General features: G+C 73.1%; 22 protein-coding genes. 3 read left to right on the plus strand and 19 right to left on the minus strand.

What is annotated here, in order from left to right; all coding sequences use genetic code 11:
• Positions 1–33: 33 nt before the first annotated feature.
• Genes C6361_RS23050 through C6361_RS23060 form a run of 3 tightly spaced genes read left to right on the plus strand, consistent with a single transcriptional unit; the run spans position 34 to position 2,488 of the window.
• Positions 34–891, plus strand: a complete 858-nt coding sequence (locus C6361_RS23050; RefSeq protein WP_107271126.1) for an ABC transporter substrate-binding protein — start codon at positions 34–36, stop codon at positions 889–891.
• A gap of 2 nt (positions 892–893) precedes the next feature.
• The gene (locus C6361_RS23055) at positions 894–1,733 is read left to right on the plus strand and encodes an amino acid ABC transporter permease (RefSeq protein WP_107264442.1); all 840 of its coding nucleotides are present in this window, start codon (positions 894–896) and stop codon (positions 1,731–1,733) included.
• Positions 1,730–2,488, plus strand: a complete 759-nt coding sequence (locus C6361_RS23060; protein ID WP_107262793.1) for an amino acid ABC transporter ATP-binding protein — start codon at positions 1,730–1,732, stop codon at positions 2,486–2,488. The genes C6361_RS23055 and C6361_RS23060 overlap by 4 nt, the downstream gene beginning before the upstream one ends.
• A gap of 404 nt (positions 2,489–2,892) precedes the next feature.
• On the opposite strand, the gene ribH is transcribed toward C6361_RS23060, so the two are convergent.
• The 19 genes from ribH to C6361_RS23155 form a co-directional block, all read right to left on the minus strand.
• Positions 2,893–3,372: a 6,7-dimethyl-8-ribityllumazine synthase gene (ribH, locus tag C6361_RS23065; RefSeq protein ID WP_107268983.1), complete on the minus strand. Its 480-nt coding sequence runs from the start codon at positions 3,370–3,372 to the stop codon at positions 2,893–2,895.
• A gap of 2 nt (positions 3,373–3,374) precedes the next feature.
• Positions 3,375–4,727 carry a bifunctional 3,4-dihydroxy-2-butanone-4-phosphate synthase/GTP cyclohydrolase II gene (locus C6361_RS23070; RefSeq protein WP_107262795.1) on the minus strand — a complete coding sequence of 451 codons (1,353 nt, stop codon included), beginning with the start codon at positions 4,725–4,727 and terminating at the stop codon, positions 3,375–3,377.
• Positions 4,724–5,353 (minus strand): riboflavin synthase, encoded by a 630-nt coding sequence (locus C6361_RS23075; RefSeq protein WP_107268984.1) that lies wholly within the window; start codon positions 5,351–5,353, stop codon positions 4,724–4,726. Before C6361_RS23075 ends, C6361_RS23070 begins: the two co-directional genes overlap by 4 nt.
• Before the next feature lie 2 nt (positions 5,354–5,355).
• Positions 5,356–6,417, minus strand: a complete 1,062-nt coding sequence (gene ribD, locus C6361_RS23080; protein ID WP_107262797.1) for a bifunctional diaminohydroxyphosphoribosylaminopyrimidine deaminase/5-amino-6-(5-phosphoribosylamino)uracil reductase RibD — start codon at positions 6,415–6,417, stop codon at positions 5,356–5,358.
• A 420-nt stretch (positions 6,418–6,837) separates the two neighbouring features.
• Positions 6,838–7,845, minus strand: coding sequence for a response regulator (locus tag C6361_RS23085; RefSeq protein WP_107262798.1), 1,008 nt, complete (start codon positions 7,843–7,845; stop codon positions 6,838–6,840).
• On the minus strand, positions 7,842–8,522 hold the full coding sequence (gene rpe / locus C6361_RS23090) for a ribulose-phosphate 3-epimerase (RefSeq protein ID WP_107262799.1): 681 nt from the start codon (positions 8,520–8,522) through the stop codon (positions 7,842–7,844). Before rpe ends, C6361_RS23085 begins: the two co-directional genes overlap by 4 nt.
• 38 nt (positions 8,523–8,560) lie before the next feature.
• Positions 8,561–10,684, minus strand: a complete 2,124-nt coding sequence (locus C6361_RS23095; RefSeq protein WP_199853056.1) for a xanthine dehydrogenase family protein molybdopterin-binding subunit — start codon at positions 10,682–10,684, stop codon at positions 8,561–8,563.
• Positions 10,685–10,775: 91 nt separating this feature from the next.
• Positions 10,776–12,374 (minus strand): RsmB/NOP family class I SAM-dependent RNA methyltransferase, encoded by a 1,599-nt coding sequence (locus C6361_RS23100; RefSeq protein WP_107268985.1) that lies wholly within the window; start codon positions 12,372–12,374, stop codon positions 10,776–10,778.
• On the minus strand, positions 12,371–13,297 hold the full coding sequence (fmt, locus tag C6361_RS23105; RefSeq protein WP_107271128.1) for a methionyl-tRNA formyltransferase: 927 nt from the start codon (positions 13,295–13,297) through the stop codon (positions 12,371–12,373). Before fmt ends, C6361_RS23100 begins: the two co-directional genes overlap by 4 nt.
• A gap of 8 nt (positions 13,298–13,305) precedes the next feature.
• A complete protein-coding gene (gene def, locus C6361_RS23110) occupies positions 13,306–13,926 on the minus strand; it encodes a peptide deformylase (protein WP_107271129.1) in 621 nt (206 codons plus the stop codon).
• Between the two features lie 192 nt (positions 13,927–14,118).
• Positions 14,119–15,102, minus strand: a complete 984-nt coding sequence (locus tag C6361_RS23115) for an AAA family ATPase (protein ID WP_107268986.1) — start codon at positions 15,100–15,102, stop codon at positions 14,119–14,121.
• Between the two features lie 234 nt (positions 15,103–15,336).
• Positions 15,337–17,532, minus strand: coding sequence for a primosomal protein N' (locus tag C6361_RS23120; RefSeq protein WP_107268987.1), 2,196 nt, complete (start codon positions 17,530–17,532; stop codon positions 15,337–15,339).
• A gap of 59 nt (positions 17,533–17,591) precedes the next feature.
• Positions 17,592–18,785, minus strand: a complete 1,194-nt coding sequence (gene metK, locus C6361_RS23125; RefSeq protein WP_107262802.1) for a methionine adenosyltransferase — start codon at positions 18,783–18,785, stop codon at positions 17,592–17,594.
• 91 nt (positions 18,786–18,876) lie between these two features.
• Positions 18,877–20,082 carry a bifunctional phosphopantothenoylcysteine decarboxylase/phosphopantothenate--cysteine ligase CoaBC gene (gene coaBC, locus C6361_RS23130; protein ID WP_107268988.1) on the minus strand — a complete coding sequence of 402 codons (1,206 nt, stop codon included), beginning with the start codon at positions 20,080–20,082 and terminating at the stop codon, positions 18,877–18,879.
• 19 nt (positions 20,083–20,101) lie between these two features.
• Positions 20,102–20,365 carry a DNA-directed RNA polymerase subunit omega gene (rpoZ, locus tag C6361_RS23135; protein ID WP_101366725.1) on the minus strand — a complete coding sequence of 88 codons (264 nt, stop codon included), beginning with the start codon at positions 20,363–20,365 and terminating at the stop codon, positions 20,102–20,104.
• A 136-nt stretch (positions 20,366–20,501) separates the two neighbouring features.
• Positions 20,502–21,014 (minus strand): guanylate kinase, encoded by a 513-nt coding sequence (locus tag C6361_RS23140; RefSeq protein WP_107268989.1) that lies wholly within the window; start codon positions 21,012–21,014, stop codon positions 20,502–20,504.
• A 26-nt stretch (positions 21,015–21,040) separates the two neighbouring features.
• Positions 21,041–21,358, minus strand: a complete 318-nt coding sequence (mihF, locus tag C6361_RS23145; protein ID WP_101366727.1) for an integration host factor, actinobacterial type — start codon at positions 21,356–21,358, stop codon at positions 21,041–21,043.
• 171 nt (positions 21,359–21,529) lie between these two features.
• Positions 21,530–22,372, minus strand: coding sequence for an orotidine-5'-phosphate decarboxylase (gene pyrF / locus C6361_RS23150; RefSeq protein ID WP_107262805.1), 843 nt, complete (start codon positions 22,370–22,372; stop codon positions 21,530–21,532).
• Positions 22,373–22,501: 129 nt separating this feature from the next.
• Positions 22,502–23,776 carry an adenosylmethionine--8-amino-7-oxononanoate transaminase gene (locus C6361_RS23155; RefSeq protein WP_107268990.1) on the minus strand — a complete coding sequence of 425 codons (1,275 nt, stop codon included), beginning with the start codon at positions 23,774–23,776 and terminating at the stop codon, positions 22,502–22,504.
• Between the last annotated feature and the right edge of the window lie 32 nt (positions 23,777–23,808).

Below are 23,808 nucleotides of genomic sequence, written 5' to 3' on the forward strand. Positions count from 1 at the left end.
GATCTTCGTCGACGTGTGCCTATGCTGTCGGCCATGGCTCGCCGATCTCTGCCGGTCGCGCTCACGACCGCCACTCTTGTTCTCGCGGCCCTCGTCGGCTGCGCGCCCCAGAACCAACCCGTACCCAATCCGGCGCAGGCCGCCTGCACCAAGGCCGAGCTGAAGACGCGTACCCCGGGCAAGTTGACCGTCGCGACCGACGATCCGGCGTACGAGCCCTGGTTCGCCGACAACCTGCCGGGCAACGGCAAGGGCTTCGAGTCGGCGGTCGCCTACGAGGTCGCGAAGCAGCTCGGCTTCGCCCGGATCGACGTGCAGTGGGTACGGGTCAAGTTCGACACCGCCATCGCGCCGGGGCCGAAGGAGTTCGACTTCGACATCAACCAGTTCTCGATCACCGACGAGCGCAAGCAGGCGGTCGACTTCACCTCGCCGTACTACCTGGTCCGGCAGGCGGTCGTCGCCGGGAAGGGCTCCAGGATCACCGGGAAGACCCGGCTGGCCGACCTCCAGGGGGCCAAGCTCGGCGCGCAGGTGGGCAGCACCAGCTACCAGGCGATCACCGACGTGATCAAGCCGACGGTCAAGCCGCAGGTCTACAACACCAACGACGACGCGAAGAAGGCGCTGCAGAACGGCCAGCTCGACGGCATCGTGGTGGACCTGCCCACCGCCTTCTACATCACCTCGGCCGAGGTCAAGGACGCCACCATCGTCGGGCAGTTGCCGCAGGTCGGGCTCCCGGAGGCCTTCGGCCTGCTGCTCGACAAGGACTCGCCGCTGACCGGCTGCGTGAGCGGCGCGGTCGACGCGCTGCGCGCCAACGGCACGCTCGGCAACCTGGAGCGGACCTGGCTCTCCGAGGTGGCCGGCGTAGCCGACATCACGTGACGCTGACCGACCACCACCCGTCACCGATCGCCCGCCAGCGGACCGCCTACCGGAAACGGCAGACGGTCCGCTCGGTGCTGGTCGCCGCCGCCTCGACCGGAGTACTCGGCACCCTGCTGGTCGTCGCGGTGACCGGGTCGCCGGGTTGGGAGCGGGTACGCGAGTCCTTCCTCGACCAACGCATCGGCCGGGCCGCCCTGCCGGAGATCCTCACCGGACTCTGGCTCAACGTCCGGCTGCTCTTCTTCTGCGCGCTCGGTGCGCTCGCCCTCGGCCTGCTGGTGGCGGTGCTGCGTACCCTGCGCGGGCCGGTCTTCTTCCCGGTCCGGGCGTTGGCCGCCGGCTACACCTACACGTTCCGCGGGCTGCCGCTGATCATCGTGATCTACGTGCTCACCCTCGGCGTCCCCGGGCTGCGCTTGCAGGGGATGCCGCCGGTACTGGTGCTCGGCGGGATCGCCCTGGTGCTGACCTACGGCGGCTACCTGGCCGAGGTGTTCCGGGCCGGCATCGAGTCGATCCATCCGAGCCAACTCGCCGCCGCCCGGTCGCTCGGGCTCACCTACCGGCAGACGATGCGGCACGTGGTGCTGCCGCAGGCGGTCCGCCGGGTCGCCCCGCCGCTGCTCAACGACGTGGTCGCGCTCCAGAAGGACGTCGGGCTGGTCTCGCTGGCCGGCCCGATCGACGCGGTACGCGCGGCGCAGATCGCCACCGCCGAGAGTTTCAACTTCACGCCGTACATTGTCGCGGGGGTGCTCTTCGTGCTGCTCGCCGTACCACTGATCGCGGTCACCGACTGGGTGACCCTGCGCGCCGCCCGCCGGCAGGCCGCCCGATGAGCACACCCGTGTTGAGCTGCCGAGGGCTGCGCAAGGTCTTCGGCGGACACGTCGTACTCGACGGCCTCGACCTGGAGGTGGCCGAGCACGAGGTGGTGGCGTTGATCGGCGCCTCCGGCTCCGGCAAGTCGACGCTGCTGCGCTGCGTGAACCTGCTGGAGGAGATCGAGGACGGCACGATCCACCTGGACGGCGAACACGTCACCGACCCGCGCGTCGACCCCGACCTGGTACGCCGACGGATCGGGATCGTCTTCCAGGCGTACAACCTCTTCCCGCACCTGCGGGTGCTGGACAACATCACGCTGGCGCCGGTCCGGGTGCACCGGCGCAACCGCGCCGAGGCCGAGGCGCAGGCCCGGGAGTTGCTCGCCCGGGTCGGGCTGGCCGGAAAGGCGGCCGACTATCCGGACCGGCTCTCCGGCGGCCAGCAGCAGCGGGTGGCGATCGTCCGGGCGCTGGTCAACTCGCCCCGACTCCTGCTGCTCGACGAGGTGACCTCGGCGCTGGATCCGGAACTCGTCGGCGAGGTGCTGACGATGATCCGGGACCTGAAGGCGGACGGCATGACCATGGTACTGGCCACCCACGAGATGAGCTTTGCCCGCGAGGTCGCCGACCGGGTCTGCTTCCTCGACGGCGGACGGGTGATCGAGGAGGGGCCGCCGGAGCAGGTGCTCGGTGAGCCGACCCAGCCCCGTACCCGGCAGTTCCTCCGCCGGATCATCGAGGCGGGCCGGCTCCAGGTCGGCTGACCACAGACCACAGACCACAGACCACGGTCGACGGCCGACGCCTGAGGTTCTCGGTCCGGGAGCTGTCGAGCTGCCCCACTTGTGCACCCGCCCCCACCACAACCACGGCCGCACCACCCCACCAGCAGACTGTCGAGCTGCCCCGGCTGGGCGCCCACGCGGCAGGCCGCCGCCGCTGGGACAGGCCGCCGCCGGTGGAGCAGGCCGTCGCCGGTGGAGCAGGCCGTCGCCGCCACAAGCCGGAAGCGACCGACGGCGGTGCCCCGTCTGTGCACCCAGCTCGACAGTCTCGCGATCGGGGTACTGTCCCCTGGCTTGCACGCCGCCGTCCGACGCGAGCCAGGCCGCGCCGCCGCCCCGGCCAGCGGGCGGGCGGGCGCTGGGCTACGGGCGGGCGCGTTGGGCTACGGGCGGGCGGCGATCTCCCGGATCGCCACGGCAGCCTCCAGGGCCGCCGTGGTGGCCGCCCAGCCCTTGTCCTCGGCCGAGCCGGGCAGCCCGGCCCGGTCCCGGGCCTGCTCCAGGTCGTTCACCGTCAGCACACCGTGCGCCACCGGCTTGCCGCTGTCCAGCGCGACCCGGGTCAGCCCCTCGGTCACCGACTGGCAGACGTAGTCGAAGTGCGCGGTGGCGCCCCGGATCACCACGCCGAGCGCGACCACGGCGTCGCAGCGCCGGGCCAGCGCCTGGGCCACCACCGGCAGCTCGACCGAACCGGCCACCCGGACCACGACCACGTCGTCCACCCCGCAGGCCTTCGCCGCGGTCACCGCCCGGTCGACCATGTGGTCGGTGAGTTCACCGTGCCAACGCGCGGCCACCACTCCCACGGTCAGCCCGGACGCCTCCACCGTCGACAGTCCCGGCTCTCCGAACCCCGCCATCGTCACGCCAACCTTTCCGTCATCTTCGCGAGTTCCGTCAGCTCCCCGGCGTCGGCCGGAGCCTCCAACTCGTCCAGCAGGTGCCCCATCCGGTCCCGCTTGGTACGCAGGTAGCGAACGTTCTCCGGGGTGGCCCGGACCGGCATCGCCTCCCGGCCCACCACGGTCAGCCCGTACCCCTCCAGCCCGGCCCGCTTGGCCGGGTTGTTCGTCAGCAGTCGCATCGAGCGGACCCCGAGGTCGTAGAGGATCTGCGCGCCGGTGCCGTAGTCCCGGGCGTCGGCGGGCAGTCCGAGGTCCAGGTTGGCGTCGACGGTGTCCCGGCCGAGGTCCTGCAACTGGTACGCCTGGAGCTTGTGCAGCAGCCCGATCCCGCGCCCCTCGTGGCCGCGCATGTAGAGCACCACGCCCCGCCCCTCGGCGGCGACCCGGGCCAGTGCGGCGTCGAGCTGTGGGCCGCAGTCGCAGCGCAGCGAGCCGAAGACGTCCCCGGTGAGGCACTCCGAGTGCACCCGTACCAGCACGTCCTGGCCGTCGCCGAGGTCGCCGTAGACCAGTGCGATGTGCTCCGCGCCGTCCTGCCGGGCCCGGTAGCCGACCGCCCGGAACGGCCCGTACGGCAACGGGAGCCGGGTCTCGACCACCTGCTCGACGTCCGTCTCGGTACGCCGCCGGTAGGCGATCAGGTCCGCGATGGTGATCAGCGTGAGGCCGTGCTCGGCGGCGAACTTCTCCAGGTCGGGCAGGCGCATCATGGTGCCGTCGTCGTTGACCAGCTCGCAGAGCACCCCGGCGGGGCGTCCTCCGGCGAGCCGGGCGAGGTCGACGGCCGCCTCGGTGTGCCCGGGGCGGCGCAGTACCCCGCCGGTCTTGGCCCGTAGCGGCACCACGTGCCCCGGCCGGCTCAGGTCGGTGGCGTCGGTGGACGGGTCGGCGAGCAGCCGTATGGTGTGCGCCCGGTCGGCGGCGGAGATGCCGGTGCTGACCCCCTCCCGCGCGTCGACCGTCACCGTGTACGCCGTGCCCCGCTTGTCCTGGTTGGTGTGGTACATCGGCGGCAGTTCGAGGCGGTCGCAGTCCTCCTCGGTCAGCGGCGCGCAGATGTAGCCGGAGGTGTAGCGGACCATGAACGCGACCAGTTCCGGGGTGGCCCGGTCGGCGGCGAAGATCAGATCGCCCTCGTTCTCCCGGTCCTCGTCGTCGACCACGACGACCGGCCGGCCGGCCGCGATCTGGGCCAGCGCCGCCTCGATGGTGCCGAATTCGGTGCTCGTGCCGGCCTCTCCGCTGCGCTCCGGGCCGTCATGGGGCTCATCCGCACTGAACTGGCTGATTCGCTCGCTACGCTCGCTCATGCCACGGCCTCCAGTCCGTCCACCGGCAGTCGCCCGCCGGTCGTCAGCAGTCGTTCGACGTACTTGGCGAGGACGTCAACCTCGAGGTTGACCGGCTCGCCGACACCCTTGCGGCCCAGCGTGGTGGCGGCCAGTGTGGTCGGGATCAGCCCGACCGAGAAGGTCTGCGGGGTCAGCGCGGCGACGGTCAGCGAGACACCGTCGACGGTGATCGAGCCCTTCTCCACCACGTACCGGGCGAGGTCGGCGGGGAGGGCGAAGGTGACCGTCTCCCACTGCTCGGCCGGCTCCCGCCCGACGATCTCGGCGACCCCGTCGACGTGCCCCTGCACCAGGTGGCCGCCGAGCCGGCTGCCGAGGGTGGCGGCCCGCTCCAGGTTGACCGGGTCACCCGGGCGCAGCGCCCCCAGCGCGGTACGCCGGAACGTCTCGCCCATCACGTCGGCGGTGAAGGTGTCGCCGTCGACGGTCACCACGGTCAGACAGACCCCGTTGACGGAGATCGAGTCGCCGTGCCGGGCGTCCGAGGTGACCACCGGGCCGCGGATCGCGACCAGCGCAGAGTCGCCGCCGGTGTCGTCCCGCCGGACCAGTTCGCCCAACTCCTCCACGATGCCGGTGAACATGCTCAGCCCTCCGTCTTCCGGGGAAACGCGGTGACCCGCAGATCGGGGCCGACCGGTGTGACATCGGTGAACTCCAGGTCGATGACCTCGGAGATGGAACGCGCGCCCGCGTCGCCGAGCGCGGCCGGGCCGGCGCCGAGCAGCTTCGGCGCCAGGTAGCCGACCACCTTGTCGACCAGGCCGGCGGCGAGGAACGCGCCGGCCAGGGTCGGGCCGCCCTCCAGCAGCGCCGCCCGGACGCCGCGCCGGTAGAGCTCCGCGAGCAGCCGGGGCAGGTCGACGTGACCGTCCGGCCCGGCGCCGACCTCCTTGGCGGTCGCCACCCAGGTCGGTGCGGCGCCGTCCCGGACCCGGGCGTCCGACGGGGTACGGCCGGCGCTGTCCACCACCACCCGCAGCGGCTGCCGGATCGCCAGGGTGCCGTCGCGCAGGTTCCGGGCGGTCAGTCTCGGGTCGTCGGCGAGCACGGTGCCGACCCCGGCGATCACCGCGTCGACGGTGCCGCGCAGCGCGTGCACGTCGATCCGGGCCGCCTCGGACGTGATCCACATGCTGGTGCCGTCCGCCGCCGCGATCCGGCCGTCCAGGGTCGCCGCGTACTTCCAGATCAGGTACGGCCTCCTCCGGCGTACCGCGGTCAGCCAGGCCAGGTTGCCGGCCTCCGCCTCGGCGGCGCGTACCCCGACCTCGACCTCGACCCCGGCCGCCCGCAGCCGCTCGATCCCGCCCGTGGCGATCGGGTTCGGATCGGGCACCCCGACCACCACCCGGCGGACCCCGGCCGAGATCAGCGCCCCGCTGCACGGCCCGGTACGCCCGGTGTGGTCGCAGGGTTCCAGGGTCACCACGGCGGTACCGCCCCGGGCCCGCTCGCCGGCCTGGGCCAGCGCGACGATCTCGGCGTGCGGACCACCGGCGTACGCGTGGAAGCCCTCGCCGACGATCTCGCCGTTCGGATCGAGCAGCACGCAGCCGACCAGGGGATTGGGACTCGTCGTGCCAAGGCCGCGGGCCGCCAGCGCGATCGCCCGGCGCATCGCCTCGTCGGCGGAGACGCCCCCCATGCCGTTCCCTCTCCCTCGCCCGTCGTCGTAGCGCGCGGGCGGGAGCGGGAGGGGCACCGGCCGGTGGCCGGGCGTGCGGCGGCGGAGCATGGGGGCGACGGCAGGCGCCGACCCCGGCGGACCACGGGTCGGCGCACACGCACCGGCCAGCGGACCCATCCGTCCCGCGCGCTGTCTCCCATCCGGACTGTCTGGGCGCGGAAACTGCCCGCCCCCAACCGTCGGCCCTGGGTTCTCACCAGGTCCACCGGGCGGCCGAGGCCGACCGGGTCGCGGGCTTACCGGGCTTGCGCCCGGATCACCGCCGGTTCGGAATTACACCGAGTCCCGCCAGCGCGTGGTGGGTACGGATCGAGTGTGACACGGAACCGGGGCCGTCGGACCGGTGAGGCGATCCACCTCACAACAACGTGACCGCCGTCACTTCGCCCCGCGGCGCCGCTCCCCCGCGTCGGCGGCCGGTGCCCCCGGGGTACGCCGCCGGTCCATCGCCACGTACGAGCCGGGCTGGCTCTTGGCCACCGTCTTCATCTCGGAGGCGGCGGCGATCACCTCCAGCGGGTCGGTGAACCGGCGCTCCGGCACCGACAGCGACACCCCGATGGAGAGGGTGACCAGGTGGGCCCGCTGGATGTTGCCGCGCCGGTCCTTCAGCTCGACGTAACCGCGCTTGGCGTCCTCCGGGTCGTAGAGCTCGTCGGCGGTCTTCTCGAAGTCGACCACGGCCCGCTCGGTCAGCGGTCGGACCTGCTCGGGGGCGCAGACGATCACGAAGTCGTCGCCGCCGATGTGCCCGAGGAAGGCCGGCGGCAGCCCGACCGAGACCACCGCCCGGTGCAGGCTGCGGGCCAGCGCGCTGATGAACTCGTCGCCGCGGACGAAGCCGTACCGGTCGTTGACGCTCTTGAACCGGTCGATGTCGATGTAGCCGACCGCGTAGTCGACGCCGCTGCGTACCCGGTCGCCGATCTCCCGGCGGACCCGGGTGTTGCCGGGCAGCCCGGTCAGCGGGGAGACCTCGCGGAACTCCTTGTTGCGGCGCAGCGTGGAACTGATCCGGGCGATCAACTCGGCGGTGTCGAAGGGCTTGACCAGGTAGTCGTCGGCACCGGCGGTGAGCCCGTGCACCTTGTCCACGGTCAGGCCCTTGGCGGTGAGCATGATCACCGGCAGCGCCGAGGTCATCGGGTTGGCCCGCAGCCGCCGGGTCAGCTCCAGCCCGTCGATCCGGGGCATCCGCAGGTCGACCACGGCCAGGTCGGGCCGGCGCCGCTCGATCACCTCGAGCGCCTCCTGACCGTCGCCGGCCTGCACCACGTCGAAGCCGTGCAGCTTGAGGTTGAACGAGACGAACCGGACGATGTCCTCGTCGTCGTCGACCACCAGGATCAGGTCGGGCCGCTCCTCGGCGACCCCGTCGACGCTCACGGGGCGGCGACGGCGCGCTCGGCGAGCCGCCGTAGCTGGGTCACCGCCGCGGCCGGGTCGGCCGCGCCGTAGACGGCGGTGCCGGCGACGAAGGCGTCCGCGCCGGCCGCCGCCGCCTGCTCGATGGTGTCGGCCGCGATGCCGCCGTCCACCTCGATCCGCAGTTCGAGGTGGCCCGCGTCGGCGTGCCGGCGGGCGGTCCGGACCTTGTCGAGCAGTTCGGGGATGAACCGCTGCCCCCCGAAACCCGCCTTGATAGTCATGATCAGCAATGTATCGAAGCTGGGCAGCAGGTCAAGGTACGGTTCGATCGGAGTGTCCCGGTCGATCGCCAGCCCGGCCTTCGCCCCCGCCGAGCGGAGGTCCTTGGCCAGCGAGACCGGGTTGTCACAGGCCTCGGCGTGGAACGTCACGTTGTACGCCCCGGCGTCGGCGTAGCTCGGCGCCCAGCGCCGCGGATCGTCGATCATCAGGTGTACGTCGAACGGCAGCGCGGTCGCGGCCAGCAGGCTCTGCACCACCGGCAGCCCGATGGTCAGGTTCGGCACGAAGTGGTTGTCCATCACATCGACGTGCAGCCAGTCCGCCGTGGACTCCACCGCCTGCACCTCGTCGGCGAGCCGGGCGAAGTCTGCGGCGAGGATGCTGGGCGCGACGATCGGCGCTGGTACGGTCACCGCGCCAGTGTACGAATGCCGGGCACACCCCGCGCCCGTCACCCTCGGATCGTGGCGGCACCGGAGAAGAACCGGTCCGGGGTGATCGGCAGGTCGCGTACGCGTACCCCGGTGGCATGGTGCACGGCGTTGGCGATCGCCGCGGCGGTACCGACGATGCCCAGCTCGCCGATGCCCTTCGAGCCCATCGGATTGACGTACGGGTCCTCCTCGACCAGCGTGTGCACCTCCACGCAGCCGACGTCGGCGTTGGTCGCGATGTGGTACTCGGCGAGGTCGTGGTTGACCACGTGACCGAAGCGCGGATCGACCACGCACTGCTCGTGCAGCGCCATCGACAGTCCCATCGTCATCCCGCCGAGCAGTTGGGAACGGCCCGTCTTCGGGTTGATGATCCGGCCGGCGGCGAAGACGCCGAGCATCCGGGGCACGCGTACCTCGCCGGTCGCCTCGTGCACCCGGGCCTCGACGAACTGCGCGCCGAAGGCGTACATCGAGAAGCGTTCCCGGTCCGGGTTCTCCGGCATGTCGGCGCTGGCCTCGATGCCGTGCGGCGGCGGGTCGGCGTGCTCGGCCGCCACCCGGGCCCGGAGCCGGCGTGCGGCCTCGACCACCGTGCTGCCCCACGACGTCATCCCGGACGAGCCACCGGCGGACATCGCCGCCGGCAGGTCCGTGTCACCGATCCGCAGCACGACCCGGTCGACCGGTACGGCCAGCGCGTCGGCCGCGATCTGGGTCAGCGAGGTCCAGGTGCCGGTGCCGAGGTCGGCGGCGCCGATCGAGACGAGGTACCGGCCGTCCGGCTCCATCCGGATCGTCGCCGACGAGCCGGGCAGCTGATAGACCGGGTACATCGAGGAGGCCACCCCGGTGCCGACCAGCCAGCCACCGGCGGCCCGCCGGACCCCGGGAGTCGGGTCCCGGCCGGCCCAGCCGAACCGGCGGGCGCCCTCGCGCAGGCAGGCCACCAGGTTGCGGCTGGAGAACGGCCGGTCCAGCTCGGGATCGCGCGGCGGTTCGTTGGCGATCCGGAACTCGACCGGATCCTGCCCGCAGGCGATCGCCATCTCGTCCATCGCCGACTCCAGCGCGTACATCCCGGGGGTCTTGCCCGGGGCGCGCATGATCGTCGGTACCGGCACGTCGAGCCGGACCATCCGGTGCGTGGTACTGCGGTGCGGCGCCGCGTACATCACCCGGGTCGGCGTGGCGGTCTGCTCGGCGAACTCCTTGTGCCGCGCGGTCTGCTGCACCACCTCGTGGCCGATCGCGACCAGCCGGCCGTCCGGCCCGGCACCGAGCCGGATCCGCTGCACCGACGGGGTCCGGTAGCCGACCTGGGAGAACATCTGCTGCCGGGTGAGTGCGAGCTTCACCGGACGGCCGGGTACGGCGAACGCGGCCAGCACCGCGAGCACCACGTCCGGATGGGTGTGCAGCTTGCCGCCGAACGCGCCGCCGACGTGTGGCGAGATCACCCGGATCCGCTCCAGGTCGAGTCCGAAGAGCGTCGCCAGCGACCTGCGCAGCCCGTGCACCCCCTGGCTGCCGACGTGCAGGGTGAGCCGGTCGTCGACCCACTGGGCGATGGTGGAGTGCGGCTCCAACTGGGCGTGCTGATACCAGGCCGTGGTGTAGGTGGCGTCCAGACGTACCGCCGCCTCGGCCAGCGCCGTCTCCGGGTCGCCGAGCACGCTGTCGGTGGCGAACCCGCCGTTGAGCACCTCCGGGGCGTACCGGTCCGGATGGTCGCCCCGCAGCGCGACGTCGTGCGGGCCGGCCTGGTAGTCCACCCGGACCAGGCCGGCGGCCCGGCGGGCGGCCTCGGAGGTCTCCGCCACCACCCCGGCGACGAACTGCCCCCGGTACGCCACCTCGGGCGTTTGCAGGATCAGCACCTCGGGATCGTCGAACGAGGCGACCCGGGCCGCGTTCTCGTGCGTCAGCACGGCCAGCACGCCCGGCTCGGCCAGCGCCGGCTCGGTCTGCACGGCGGCGACCCGGCCGACCGCCACGGTGGCCTGCACCGGAAACAGATAGGCCGGCCGGTCGACGGGGTGCTCGAAGGCGTACCGGGCGGTCCCGGTGACCTTCGCCGGCCCGTCGAACCTGTCCAGCGGAGTGCCGATGGCCCGGACCGGCAGTGTCTTCCCGTCCACACCTGCAATGTATGTGCGGAAGTGTCCCCACCCACCCGCTTCGGTGGAAGTCGGGCCGGATGCCGACCGGCAGCACCCGCGCCGGTGCCGCTCAGCCCCGGCGCAGCACCGCCAGGAACATCGCGTCGGTGCCGTGCCGGTGCGGCCAGAGCTGCACCGTGGGGCCGTCGCCGAGGCCGGGCATCCCGGCCGGCAGCAGCGGGCGGGCGTCGACGAAGTCGACCGGTACCCCGGAGCGCCGGGCCGCCTCGGTGACCGAGACGTGCGTCTCCACCACGTGCGGCGAGCAGGTCACGTACGCCACCACCCCGCCCGGCCGGACCGCCCGGAGCGCGGCGCCGAGCAGCTCCCGCTGCAACCGGGTCAGCGCCGGCAGGTCGGAGGGCTGACGGCGCCAGCGGGACTCGGGACGCCGCCGCAGCGAGCCGAGACCGGTGCAGGGCGCGTCGACGAGTACCCGGTCGAAGGAGTCCTCCGGCAGGTCCGGGTCCCGCCCGACGGTGCGCCCGTCGACGTTGAGCACGGTCACCGGCAGCCCGCGTACGGCCTGGGAGACCAGCCGGGCCCGGTGCTCGGCCACCTCGACGGCGGTCAGCGAGGCGCCCCGCTGGGCGGCGATGGCGCCGAGCAGGCCGGACTTGCCACCCGGCCCGGCACAGAGGTCGAGCCACCGTTCGTCGGTGCCCTCGACCTCGGCGGCGGTGAGCGCGGCGGCGACCAGTTGGGAGCCCTCGTCCTGGACGTGCGCCCGGCCGTCGGCCAGCACCGCCAGCTCGCCCGGGGCACCCCCGGCCAGATAGACGGCGTACGGCGAGAAGGCGCCCGGCGCGCCGCCCACCTCGTCGGCGACCTCGACCGCGTCTGCCCGGCCCGGACGGGCGCAGAGGTGCACCGGCGGCCGCTGGTTGTCCTCGATCAGCAGCCGGGTGGTCTCCCCCAGGTCTCCGCCGAGCGCCTCGGAGAAGGCCCGCACGATCCACTCGGGATGGCTGTAGGTGAGGGCCAGGTGCCCGATCGGGTCGCTCTCGGCCGACGGGGCGAGCTCGGCCAGCCAGGTGTCGAGGTCCTTGCCGGCGATCTCCCGCAGCACGGCGTTGGCGAACCCGGACGCCCCCGGGGCGACGGAACGGACCAGGTCGACCGTGGAGGAGACGGCGGCGTGCGCCGGGACCCGGGTGTAGAGGATCTGGTAGGCGCCGAGCCGCAGCGCGTCCCGGGGTTGCGGGTCGATCCGCGCGACGTCCCGACCGGCGGCGGCGGTGAGGATCGCGTCCAGGGTGCCCCGGACCCGCAGCGTGCCGTAGGTCAGCTCGGTGGCGAAGGCCGCGTCCCGGCCGTGCAGCCGCCGGTCGCGCAGGATGCCCGGCAGGACGAGGTTCGCGTACGCGTCGTCCCGGTGCACCGCCTCGATCGCCTCGTACGCCGCCTGCCGGGGCAGGTCGACCGCCGGCCGCGCCGCCCGGGGCGGGCGCCCGTCCCGGTCCCGCTGGCCGGCGCCCCGGCCGCCCCGGTCGGCACCACCCTGCCCGGTACGCCCCCGTGGGGCGTCCCGCCGCCGATCGTCACGCCGAGGGTCGTCGCGCCGCTGGTCGTCACGCCGCCGGTCGGTGCCGCCCTGCGCACGGTCGTCGCGGCTCCGGTCGGCTCCGGCCCGTGCGGTGCCGCCGACCTGTCCGGTACCTTCGCTCACCCGAAATGCTCCCCACCGGCGACCCGTACGCCCCGGGCCCAGTCCGGCGCCGGCATGGCGCGCTTGCCCGCCGCGCGTACCTCGCCCAACTCCACCGCAGTGGTGGCGGTACCGGCCAGCACCCGGCCGCGCTCGACCAGCAACTCGCCGGGCTTGAGTTCCGGTGCGTTGCCGACCGGCCGCACCGGGCCGAGCTTGACCCGGTCGCCCCGGAACCGGGTCCAGGCGCCGGGGGCCGGGGTGGCGGCCCGGATCCGCCGGTCCACCGCGAAGGACGGCTCCGACCAGCGCACCTCACCGTCGGCGACGGTCAGCTTCGGCGCCAGCGAGACCCCGTCGGCGGGTTGCGGCACCGCGTGCGCGGTCCCCTGCCCGATCGCGTCCAGCACGGCGACCAGCAGGCCACTGCCGCTGGCGGCGAGGCGTTCCAGCAGGTCACCGGCGGTGTCGGAGGGCCGGATCTCCTCGGTCACGGTGCCGAAGACCGGCCCGGTGTCCAGCCCGGCCTCCAGTTGGAAGACGCTGGCGCCGGTGACCTGGTCGCCGTGCAGCACCGCGTGTTGCACCGGCGCAGCACCGCGCCAGGCGGGCAGCAGCGAGAAGTGCAGGTTGACCCAGCCGTACGCCGGGATCTCCAGCGCCTCCGGTGGCACCAGCGCGCCGTAGGCGACCACCGGTACGCAGTCGGGGGCGAGTTGGCGCAGCCGGTCGAGGAACTCCGGCTCCCGGGGCCTGGCCGGGGTCAGCACCTCGATGCCACGCTCGTCGGCCCAGGCACCCACGGGGGACCGGGCCAGTCCCCTGCCGCGACCGGCCGGGGCGTCCGGCCGGGTCACCACGGCCAGCAGTTCGTGCCCGGAGGCGGCGATGGCGTCCAGGCTGGGCAGGGCGACGGCCGGCGTACCGGCGAAGATCAGGCGCACCGGCCGGGTCACCGACCCAGGCCGAACGGGCTGGCGGGGCGGTCCGAGCCGCCCAGACCCAGCTTGGCGGCCAGGCCCTGGCGCCGGTCGGCCGGCGGGTCGTGCGGGCTGACCTTGATCACCGGCGGGGCGTCCTGGTCGTACCAGTCCGCCTGCCGGATCGCCTTCATCGCCTCCTTGCGCCCCTCGGCGTCGAGGCGGTCGAGGAAGAGCACCCCGTCGAGGTGGTCGGTCTCGTGCTGCACGCAGCGGGCCATCAGGCCGGTGCCGACGATCTGCATCGGGTCGCCGTACTCGTTGAAGCCCTTGGCGATCACGTTGAGCCGGCGCTTGGTGTCGAAGTAGAGCCCGGGGATGGAGAGGCAGCCCTCGGGACCGTCCTGCTCGTCGGAGTCGGGGAACTCAAGTACCGGGTTGACCAGGTGTCCGAGCACGTCGTCGACGTCGAAGGCGAACACCCGCAGGCCCACGCCGAGCTGCGGCGCGGCCAGGCCGGCGCCGTTCTGCTCCCGCATCGTGTCGGTCAGGTCGGCGACCAGTTTGCGCAGCTCGGCGTCGAAGTCGACGACCGGTTCGGCCGGGGTGCGCAGCACCGGGTCCCCGAAGAGACGGATGGGCTGGACGGTCACGCGGGACGGCTCCTTCACGGATGGGATCGGTGGTGCCGTACCCAGTCTACGGGCGGGCGAGGGGGACGACCGGTGCGCCGGGACCGGCGGGTGCGAGGGGCCGGGTACGGTGCGAGCCGGCCGTGACGCCGGTCACGGCGGGAGGGCGGAGCGCGGGGTGGGACGTGGCGGTGCCGAGGGGCGGGCGACGGGTCAGGGTTGGGTGCCCGGCTCGCCGGCCAGTACGGCGTCGGTGCGCTCCAGGATGTGCTCGGGGAGCGGGAGCTGCGTGCCGTGCGCGGCGTCCCAGTCGTAGATCACGCTCAGCCCGACCTCGGCCCGGAAGTACTCGATCGCGCTGAGCCCGCCGACCACCTGCTCGTCGCACTCGGCGACGAGTTCCCCCGGCACCAGCTTGAAGCCGTTGCGCAGCGCCGCGCTGAGCCGGCGGTGCCCGTCGACCACGAAGAACTTCTCGCCGGTGTAGCCGATCCGCAGCGGCTCCAGCGCCTCCTCGCCGGCCTGCCCGACCTGGGCGACGAAGTCCGACTCCCAGAGGCCGCGCAGTCCCTGGACCTCCTGGGTGGGGTAGATCCGGGCCGGGTCGAGCAGCAGCAGCGGCGGGGAGTCCCGAAGGATCTCCTGGCCGAAGGAGCCCTCGTAGGCGGCGATGACGTGCTCGACCACCTCGACCGCCGACGCCTTGGTGGTGTCGCAGATGAGGTCGTAGTTGCGCAGCTTCGCCTTGTCGACGCCGTACCGGACCAGGAAGCGGTTCCGCTCGCTCTCGCTGCGTTCGTGCAGCTTGGCGCGGGCCTCCTCGATCGAGGTGTAGCTCTCCGCCGGCCCGGAGGGCCGGGCGAGCACCCGGCGTGCCGCCTCGGTCGGCTCGGTAATCATATGGATCTTGAGCGCGTTCTTGAAGAAGTGCCAGGCGAGCCGGCTGTCGACGATCAACTGCTCGCCGGAGTCGGCGATGTCCTGCTGGAGCTGGTCGACGTAGCCGTCGACCGCCTGGTCCAGCTCGGCGTGCAGGTTGAGCTGGAGCGCGGTCATCTTGCGCTGCTGGGCCATCTCCCGATAGAGGTCGCCGACGCTGACCCGGCGCAGCCCGAGCCGTTTGGCCAGCTCGATGGAGACGGTGCTCTTACCGCTGCCAAGGTCACCGTTCAGGACGATCGACTGCCGACCGGTCACGACCTACCCACCCCTGATCCCAGGTTGCTCAAGATCAATAGTTTGAACGCCGAACCGGCGCGGTCACTCTCCGTCACGCTTCTCGCGTGGAGCATGAGGGGCGATGGTATCACCCGGATCTCCGATCACAGGTCGGACTCTGAGTGCGTCCGCTCCCGATACCCACTGCGGAGGGTAGTCGAAACAACCCTCCGTGTCGGGTTCTCGGTCAGTACCCGGTCAGATCGGTACCCGTCAGAAGATGTCCTGCGGGTCGACCTGGACCCGGACCGGCTGGCCGGCCTTGCGGGCCGTGCGGAGCGCCGCCGCCTCGTGCAGGGCGGTCGCCAGCGCGGCGGCCTGGGACCGGGGCACCCGGATCAGCATCCGCTCCTGCCCCTCCGGGGCCGGCACCGGGCCGAGCACCTCGGCGGCCGGCGGCAGCCGGGCCTCGTCCAGCAGCTCCGCCACCGCCGTCGCCACCCCGGTCAGGCTGGCCATCCGGGCCGCCGGCGGAAAGCCCAGCTCCCGCCGCTCGGCCAGCTCCCGGCCGGCGAACCAACCGGGATCCCAGCGCAGCAGCGCCTGCACCGGCGCCAGCGACCCGTCCGCGACCACCACCACCCGGCCGCCGGCCGCACCGGGCCGGGCCAGCGCCGCCGCCGCCAGCCAGCGACGCAGCGCCTCCTCCCCGGCCCGCAGGTCCGCCCGGGTCAGCAGCGCCCAGGAGTCCAGCAGCAGCACCGCGCCGTAGCCGCCGTCGGCCACCGGCTCGGCGCCGGGCGTCGCGATCACCAGGCCCGCGTCACCGGGCACCGAACGCAGCACCTCCTCCCGGCCCGAGGTCCGCACCGGCACGCCCGGAAACGCCCGGCCCAGCTCCTCGGCGGTACGCCGGGCACCCACCACCGCCGCCCGGAGCCGGTGCCCGCCGCACTGCGGGCAGGAGTATCCGGCGGTCACCCGGGCGCACCACCGGCAGGCCGGAGTCGCGCTGGCCGAGCGCAGGGCGAGCGGGCCGGAGCAGTGCGGGCACCGGGCCGGCGCCCGGCACTGCGCGCAGGCCACCGCCGGCAGATAGCCGCGCCGGGGCACCTGGACGAGTACCGGCGCGTCGGCCTTCAACGCCGCCCGGGCCGCGTCCCAGGCCAGGCTCGGCAGCCGGGCCGAGGCCGCGGCGGGGTCCCGGGCCAACTGCGGGTCGTCGCCGGTCGGGGTGATCCTCGGGGTACGCGCCCGCAGCGTCGCCCGGTCGGCCACGATCTCCCGTGCCCACCCCGTCTCGACGAGCAGCCGCGACTCGGCGGTGCGGGCGTACCCGCCGACCAGCACCGCGGCGTCACCGAGCCGCGCCCGGGTGAGCAGCACCTCCCGGGCGTGCGGGTACGGCGCCCGGGGCTCGGCGTGCAGGTCGTCGCCGTCGTCCCAGATCGCCACCAGCCCGAGGTCGGCGACCGGGGCGAACATCGCGGCCCGGGTACCGATCACGACCGGTACCCGGCCCCGGCAGGCCGCGAGGAAGGCCCGGTACCGCCGCGCCGGCCCGAGTGCCGCCGAGAGCGCCACGTGCCGCCCGGCGCCGAGCAGCCCGGTCAGCGCGGCGTCGAGTCGTTCGAGGTCCCGGGCGTCGGCCACCACCGCCACCACGCCCCGGCCGCCGCGTACGGTCGCCGCCGCCGCCTCCGCGAACCGGGTCGCCCAGTCCTCGCCGGGCAGCGCCGACCAGACCGCCCGGGGTGCCCGGCCGTCGGCCAGGGCCCGCAGGAACCCGGGTCCGGCCGGATAGCTCCGCCAGCCCGCCTCGACAGGTCCGTCGGCACCGACCAGCCCCTCGGTACCGTTCGTGACCGCTCCGGCCAGCCCTTCGGAGCCCTCGGAAACCGCTCCGGCCGCCCCCTCGCTGACGTCCGGGACCGCTCCGACCGCCCTCTCGGGACCGTCTGCGGCCAGTCCGGCCGGCCCCTCGGGACCCGCCGAAACCGCTCCGGCCAGCGCCTCGGGACCGTCCGGAACGGGTCCGGTCGGTGTCGCCGCGGCCGCTGCGGGTTCCGGTCCGGTCTCGTCCGCCGCCGGTACCGACTCCGTCGCCGGGTGGGTGCCGGTCGGTGGGGGCGGCGCGGTGGGCGGGGCGGCCTCGCGCTCGACCCGGGCGTGCCGGGGCGGGACGGCCAGCCGCAGCACGTCGGCGAGGTTGCCGGCGTACCGGTCGGCGACCGCCCGGGCCAGCCGGGCGATCTCCGGGGTCAGCACCGGCTCGGGCGAGACGACCCGCTCCAGGTAGCTCAGCCGGCCCTCGTGGGCGGAGAGTTCGGCCCGGTCCAGCAACCAGCCGTCGACGAGCTGGCCGGCGAACCGCACCCGCACCCGGGTGCCCGGCCGGGCCTGGTCGGCGAGGTCGGCCGGGACCAGATAGTCGAAGGGCCGGTCCAGGTGCGCCAGCGGCACGTCCACGCAGACGCGAGCGACCGGCAGCCCAGGCGCGGGCTGCCGGTCGCTGCGCTTGCTGGTGGTCAGGCTCCCGCGGCCGACTTGAGGTCGGCGGCGCGGTCCGTGTTCTCCCAGGTCAGGTCGGGCAGCTCACGGCCGAAGTGGCCGTACGCGGCGGTCTGCCGGTAGATCGGGCGGAGCAGGTGCAGGTCCCGGATGATGGCCGCCGGACGGAGGTCGAAGACCTCGCCGACCGCCCGCTCGATCCGGTCCACCGGTACGTTCTCGGTGCCGAAGGTCTCGATGAAGAGGCTCACCGGGTGCGCCTTGCCGATCGCGTACGCGACCTGGACCTCGCAGCGCTCGGCCAGCCCGGCGGCCACCACGTTCTTCGCCACCCAACGGGTCGCGTACGCGGCCGAGCGGTCGACCTTGGACGGGTCCTTGCCGGAGAACGCCCCACCGCCGTGCCGGGCGTACCCGCCGTAGGTGTCGACGATGATCTTGCGTCCGGTCAGTCCGGCGTCGCCCATCGGCCCGCCGATCTCGAACCGGCCGGTCGGGTTGACCAGCAGCCGGTACCCGTCGATGTCGAGGCCCAGTTCCTCCAGCTCCGGCGCGATGACGTGCTCGCGGATGTCCGGGGTGAGCAGCGACTCCAGCGAGATGTCGGCGGCGTGCTGGCTGGAGACGACGACCGTGTCGAGCCGGACCGGGCGCAGCCCGTCGTATTCGATCGTGACCTGGGTCTTGCCGTCCGGCCGTAGGTACGGGATGGTCCCGTCCTTGCGGGTGGCGGAGAGCCGCCGGGCCAGCCGGTGTGCCAGGGCGATCGGCAGCGGCATCAGCTCGGGCGTCTCCGAGCAGGCGAAGCCGAACATCATGCCCTGGTCGCCGGCGCCCTGGGCGTCCAGCGCGCTCTCCGACGAGCCGGAGCGCAGCTCGATGGCGCTGTCCACACCCTGGGCGATGTCCGGCGACTGCGATCCGATCGACACGCTGACGCCGCAGGAGGCGCCGTCGAAGCCCTTCTTCGACGAGTCGTAGCCGATGCCGAGGATCGTCTCGCGGACGATTGCCGGAATGTCGGCGTACGCCTTCGTGGTCACCTCGCCCGCGACGTGCACCTGGCCGGTCGTGATGAGAGTTTCGACCGCGACCCGGCTACGCGGATCCTGGTCCAGCAGCGCGTCGAGGATGCCGTCGCTGATCTGGTCAGCGATCTTGTCGGGGTGGCCTTCCGTGACCGACTCCGAGGTGAACAAGCGACGTACCACGGTGCTCCTAAAGATATCGAATTCAGTTGACGCGGCAGTGTAGTCACGGCCGCCTGGTCCCCTGACCTTGCCCGGTAAGCGTGCTACCCGGTCATGACAGGCCGGTTAAGCGCGTTACTACCAGATCCCAGACGCCGTCGGCGAGATCTTCCTTGGATTGCTCGGGAAACGCTGTCGCCGAACCGTCAGCGCCGAGCACGACGGCGGTGTTGCGGTCGGCACCGAAGACCAAGTCCGGGCCGACCTCGTTCACCACGATCAGGTCGGCGCGCTTGCGGACCAGCTTGGCCCGGGCGTTCGCCTCGGCGTCGCTGGTCTCGGCGGCGAAGGCGACCAGCACCTGCTCCGGCCGGCGGCGCTGGCCCAGCTCGGCGGCGATGTCGGGGTTGGCCACCAGTTCGACGGTGAGGTTGTCGCCCCGGTCCGACTTCTTGATCTTGTTGGGCGCGTACGTCGCCGGCCGGAAGTCCGCCGGTGCCGCCGCCATCACCACGGCGTCGGCCGTCTCGGCCGCCTCCAGGGTGGCCTTGCGCAGCTCCTCGGTGGTGGAGACCCGGACCACGTCCGCGCCGGCCGGGTCCGGCAGCGCCACGTTCGCGGCGACCACCGTCACCTGGGCGCCCCGGGCCACCGCCGTGCGGGCGAAGGCGTAGCCCTGCTTGCCCGACGACCGGTTGCCGAGGAACCGCACCGGGTCCAGCGGCTCGCGGGTGCCACCGGCGGTCACCACCACCCGGCGGCCGGCCAGGTCCCGGGGCTCGGCGACGCCGCGGGCGAGCACCCGGCGGGACACCGCGAAGATCTCGGCCGGGTCGGGCAGCCGGCCCTTGCCGGTGTCGACGCCGGTCAGCCGGCCGCTCGCCGGCTCGATCACCAGGACGCCCCGCTGACGCAGCGTCGCGACGTTCTGCACGGTGGCCGCATGCTCCCACATCTCGGTGTGCATCGCCGGGGCGAGCACCACCGGGCAGCGGGCGGTCAGCAGGGTGTTGGTGAGCAGGTCGTCGGCGAGACCGTGCGCGGCCTTGGCCAGCAGGTCGGCCGTTGCCGGGGCGACGACCACCAGGTCGGCGGCCTGGCCGAGGCGGACGTGCGGCACCTCGTGCACGTCGGCCCAGACGTCGTCGGCGACCGGCTGGCCACTCAGCGCCGCCCAGGTCGGCGCGCCGACGAAGCGCAGCGCGGAGGCGGTCGGCACGACCCGGACCCGGTGCCCCGACTCGGTGAAGAGCCGGAGCAGCTCACAGGCCTTGTAGGCGGCGATGCCACCGCCCACCCCGAGAACGACAGCGGTCATCGCCGACGCCCGGACGACCCTACGGCTGGTCGGTCGGCTCGGCGGTGAGCAGACCGGCGTTGATCTCCCGCATCGCGATCGAGAGCGGCTTCTCCTGCGGAGTGGTCTCCACCAGCGGGCCGACGTACTCCAGCAGGCCCTCGCCGAGCTGGCTGTAGTAGGCGTTCACCTGGCGGGCGCGCTTGGCGGCGAAGATCACCAGAGCGTACTTCGAGGTGGTCTTCTCGAGCAGCTCGTCGATCGGCGGGTTGGTGATGCCTTCGGGACTGGCGATGGATCCCACGGGGATAAACCTCGGTGTCTTCTCGACCGCCGGGCGCGGCGGTCAGGTCGGAGTTGGCTCAGGTCGCTGCCCGCCTCGAATCCGCGTCGACCGCGTCGGCAGCACTCCGGGTTGTTTCCCCCGGGTCGGCGTTGCCTCAGGTCGGCGTCAGAAAGGACGAACCGAGCAAGCTTACCAGTTCGTCCGCAGCACGCCCGAGCACGTCGTTCACGACCGTGGCGTCGAATTCGCGACCGGCGGCGTGCGCGTCCGACCGGGTCGGAGCCAGGTAGACCAGCCGGGCCTGCGGCATCGCCGCCCGTACCTGGTACGCGCCGCGCAGGTCGATCGGGAGCAGCACGGGTTGGCCGGCCGACAGCCGGGTCCGTACCGGCTCGCGGGGCGTGCCGTACCGGTGGACGCCGATCTCCGACCACTCCAGCAACTCTCCGCCGTCGAGCAGCCGGGCGAATTCGGTCCGGTCCAGGAAGCGGTAGTGCACCCCGTCGATCTCGTACCGCCGACGGGGGCGGGTGGTCACCGGGACCGGGAGCCACAACCGGGGCGACCGGGACCGGACAAGTTCCGTCACGCTGTCCTTGCCGGCCCCGGAGGGACCGGCAAGGACCGTGAGACGAGCCGCTGGGCGGACATCGTCATGCGTACCCACTGCTTGTTTCTACACGGCGGGTGGAACTAGTTCGCCGAGAATTCTCCAAGCAGTGCCTTGCGCTGCTGCTCACCGAGGCCACGGAGGCGACGGCTGTCGGCGATCTTGAGCTTCTCCATGATCTGGGTGGCCCGGATCTTGCCGATTCCCGGCATGGCCTGAAGTACGGCCGATACCTTCAGCTTGCCGACGACGTCGTCCGACTCCGCACGGTCGAGGACGGCGGCGAGGTTGGTCTTGCCCTGCTTGAGCTCTTCCTTGAGCTTCGCCCGGGCCTTGCGGATCTCCGCGGCCTTCTCCAGCGCGGCTGCGCGCTGTTCGGGGCTCAGTTGGGGGAGCGGCACCAGTTCTCCTCAGGTCCCTATCGCGACGGGCGGGACGCGCCGTCGCATCTGTGAAACGTGGTGTGCCTGGCAACCAAAGGGGTATGTGGTTCCCAGCGCCGGGAAAACTAGCGGCCAACGGAGGTTTCGGCAACGTGGGCACGCCATGATCATGTCAGCGTAACCGTGAGATCACTGACCGCCGCCGGTCAGCGCGGCCCGGCAATCGGCCAGCGCCCGCTCCGCGGCGGCCCGCAACGCGGCCGGCTCGGGGCCCGCCCCGAGCACCTCCCGGGAGTACGACGGAAGCACCTTCGACAGCTCGCCGCCGAAGACCGTACGCAGGTCGTCGGCGCGTCCGCCCTGCGCGCCGAGGCCCGGGGCGAGCAGCGGTCCGCCCACTCCGGAGAGGTCGTGTCCGGTCTCGCCGATGGTGGCGCCGACGACGAGCCCGAAGCTGCCCAGCGGTTCCGCACCCGCGTTGAGCTGCGAAATCTCTTCAATGATCGTTTGCGCGACGGTTCGTCCGTCCGCGCCGACGGCGCGCTGGACGCTGGCGCCCTCGGGGTTGGAGGTGAGCGCCAGCACGAAGACGCCGCCGCCGTGCTTGCGCGCCGTGTCGAACATCGGGGCGAGCGAGCCGACCCCCAGGAAGGGGCTCGCGGTGATCGCGTCGACATACATCGGGCTGGATGGATCCAGGTACGCGTCGGCGTACGCGGCGACCGTGGAGCCGATGTCGCCGCGCTTGACGTCAAGCAGAACGAGCGCTCCGGCGCCCCGCAACTGTCGGATAATTGACTCAAGTACGCCGACCCCGCGCGACCCGAACCGCTCGAAAAATGCCGACTGCGGCTTGACCACCGCGACCCGGTCGCCGAGCGCCTCGACCACCGTCTCGCCGAACCGGGCCAGCCCGTCGACGTCGTCGCTCAGCCCCCACCGGCTCAGCAGCGCGGGATGGGGATCGATGCCGACGCAGAGCGGCCCGCGCTCCGCCATCGCCCGGTGCAGCCGACTGCCGAAGGTCTCCATTCGCCTCTCCTCTCCGCCGGCGACCTGACCCTCCGTCAGGTCGCCGCGACTAACCGTCATGTCCTCGACCGGCCGCCGCCCCGCCGACGTACCGCGTCGACGGATCCACCGGGGAGCGGCGCGTCCGCCTCAGCCGGCCTGGGCGGCGGCGCCGATCGCCGCGCAGATCAGGGCCAGGTCGTCCTCCCCGGTGACGTACGGCGGCATCGTGTAGATCAGGTCCCGGAACGGGCGCAGCCAGACCCCGTACGTCGCCGCGGCCTCGGTCGCCGCCGACATCTTCACGTCGTGGTCGAGTTGCACCACGCCGATCGCGCCCAGCACCCGCACGTCGGCCACCCCTGCGGCGCCCCGTAACGGCGCCAGGCCGGCCGAGAGCCCCGCGGAGATCCTCGACACGTCCACCGCCCAGTTTCCGGCCTCCAGCAGCCCGATAGAGGCGTTTGCGACCGCACAGGAAAGCGGGTTCCCCATGAAGGTCGGGCCGTGCGCGAGTACCCCGGTCGCGGAGATGCCCTCGGCGACCCCGGGGGTGCAGAGCGTGGCGGCCAGGCTCAGGTAGCCGCCGGTGAGCGCCTTGCCCAGACACATCACGTCCGGGGTCACCCCCGCGTGCTCCGCCGCGAAGAGCGCGCCGGTCCGGCCGAAGCCGGTGGCGATCTCGTCGAAGATCAGCACGATGTCGTGCTCGGTGCAGACCTCGCGGAGCAGCCGCAGGTACTCCGGGTTGTGGAAGCGCATCCCGCCGGCCCCCTGCACCACCGGCTCGACGATCACCGCGGCGAGTTCGCCGGCATGCCGGTGCAGCGCGTCGGCGAGCGCGGTCGCGTACCCGGGGTCGACCGGGGCGGCGAAGCCGGGCGGCGGCTCGGCGGCGAAGACCTGCCGGGGCAGTACGCCGGTCCAGAGCGAGTGCATCCCGCCGACCGGGTCGCAGACGCTCATCGGATGGAAGGTGTCCCCGTGGTAGCCGCCCCGCCAGGTGGCCAGCCGGTGCCGCTGGGGCCGCCCCCGGCCGCGCTGGTACTGCAACGCCATCTTGACCGCCACCTCGACGGAGACCGAGCCGGAGTCGCAGAGGAAGACGTGTTCCAGGCCGGGCGGGGTGATCCCGACCAGGGTGTCGGCCAGCCGGACGGCGGGCTCGTGGGTCAGCCCGCCGAACATCACGTGGCTCATCCGGCCGAGCTGGTCGGTGACGGCGGCGTCCAGCACCGGATGCCGGTACCCGTGGATCGCCGCCCACCACGACGACATGCCGTCGACGAGTTCCCGGCCGTCGGCCAGGCGCAGCCGGACCCCCTCGGCGCTGGAGACCACGAAGGGGTCGGTGCTGGCCGGCATCGGGGCGTACGGGTGCCAGACGTGGGCCCGGTCGGCCGCGACGATCTCCTCCGGGGTCACCGCCGCTCCCCCGGTCCCGCTGTGGCGGCCTC

The sequence above is a fragment of the Plantactinospora sp. BC1 genome (assembly GCF_003030345.1).
In the GTDB taxonomy this organism is placed as follows: Bacteria; Actinomycetota; Actinomycetes; order Mycobacteriales; family Micromonosporaceae; genus Plantactinospora.

Coding starts and splice junctions, on each gene's coding strand:
- C6361_RS23050 (WP_107271126.1), top strand. CDS start 34: ATGGCTCGCCGATCTCTGCCGGTCGCGCTCACGACCGCCACTCTTGTT.
- ribD (WP_107262797.1), bottom strand. CDS start 6,417: ATGGGGGGCGTCTCCGCCGACGAGGCGATGCGCCGGGCGATCGCGCTG.
- C6361_RS23070 (WP_107262795.1), bottom strand. CDS start 4,727: ATGAGCGAGCGTAGCGAGCGAATCAGCCAGTTCAGTGCGGATGAGCCC.
- ribH (WP_107268983.1), bottom strand. CDS start 3,372: ATGGCGGGGTTCGGAGAGCCGGGACTGTCGACGGTGGAGGCGTCCGGG.
- C6361_RS23060 (WP_107262793.1), top strand. CDS start 1,730: ATGAGCACACCCGTGTTGAGCTGCCGAGGGCTGCGCAAGGTCTTCGGC.
- pyrF (WP_107262805.1), bottom strand. CDS start 22,372: ATGGAGACCTTCGGCAGTCGGCTGCACCGGGCGATGGCGGAGCGCGGG.
- C6361_RS23075 (WP_107268984.1), bottom strand. CDS start 5,353: ATGTTCACCGGCATCGTGGAGGAGTTGGGCGAACTGGTCCGGCGGGAC.
- coaBC (WP_107268988.1), bottom strand. CDS start 20,082: ATGACCGCTGTCGTTCTCGGGGTGGGCGGTGGCATCGCCGCCTACAAG.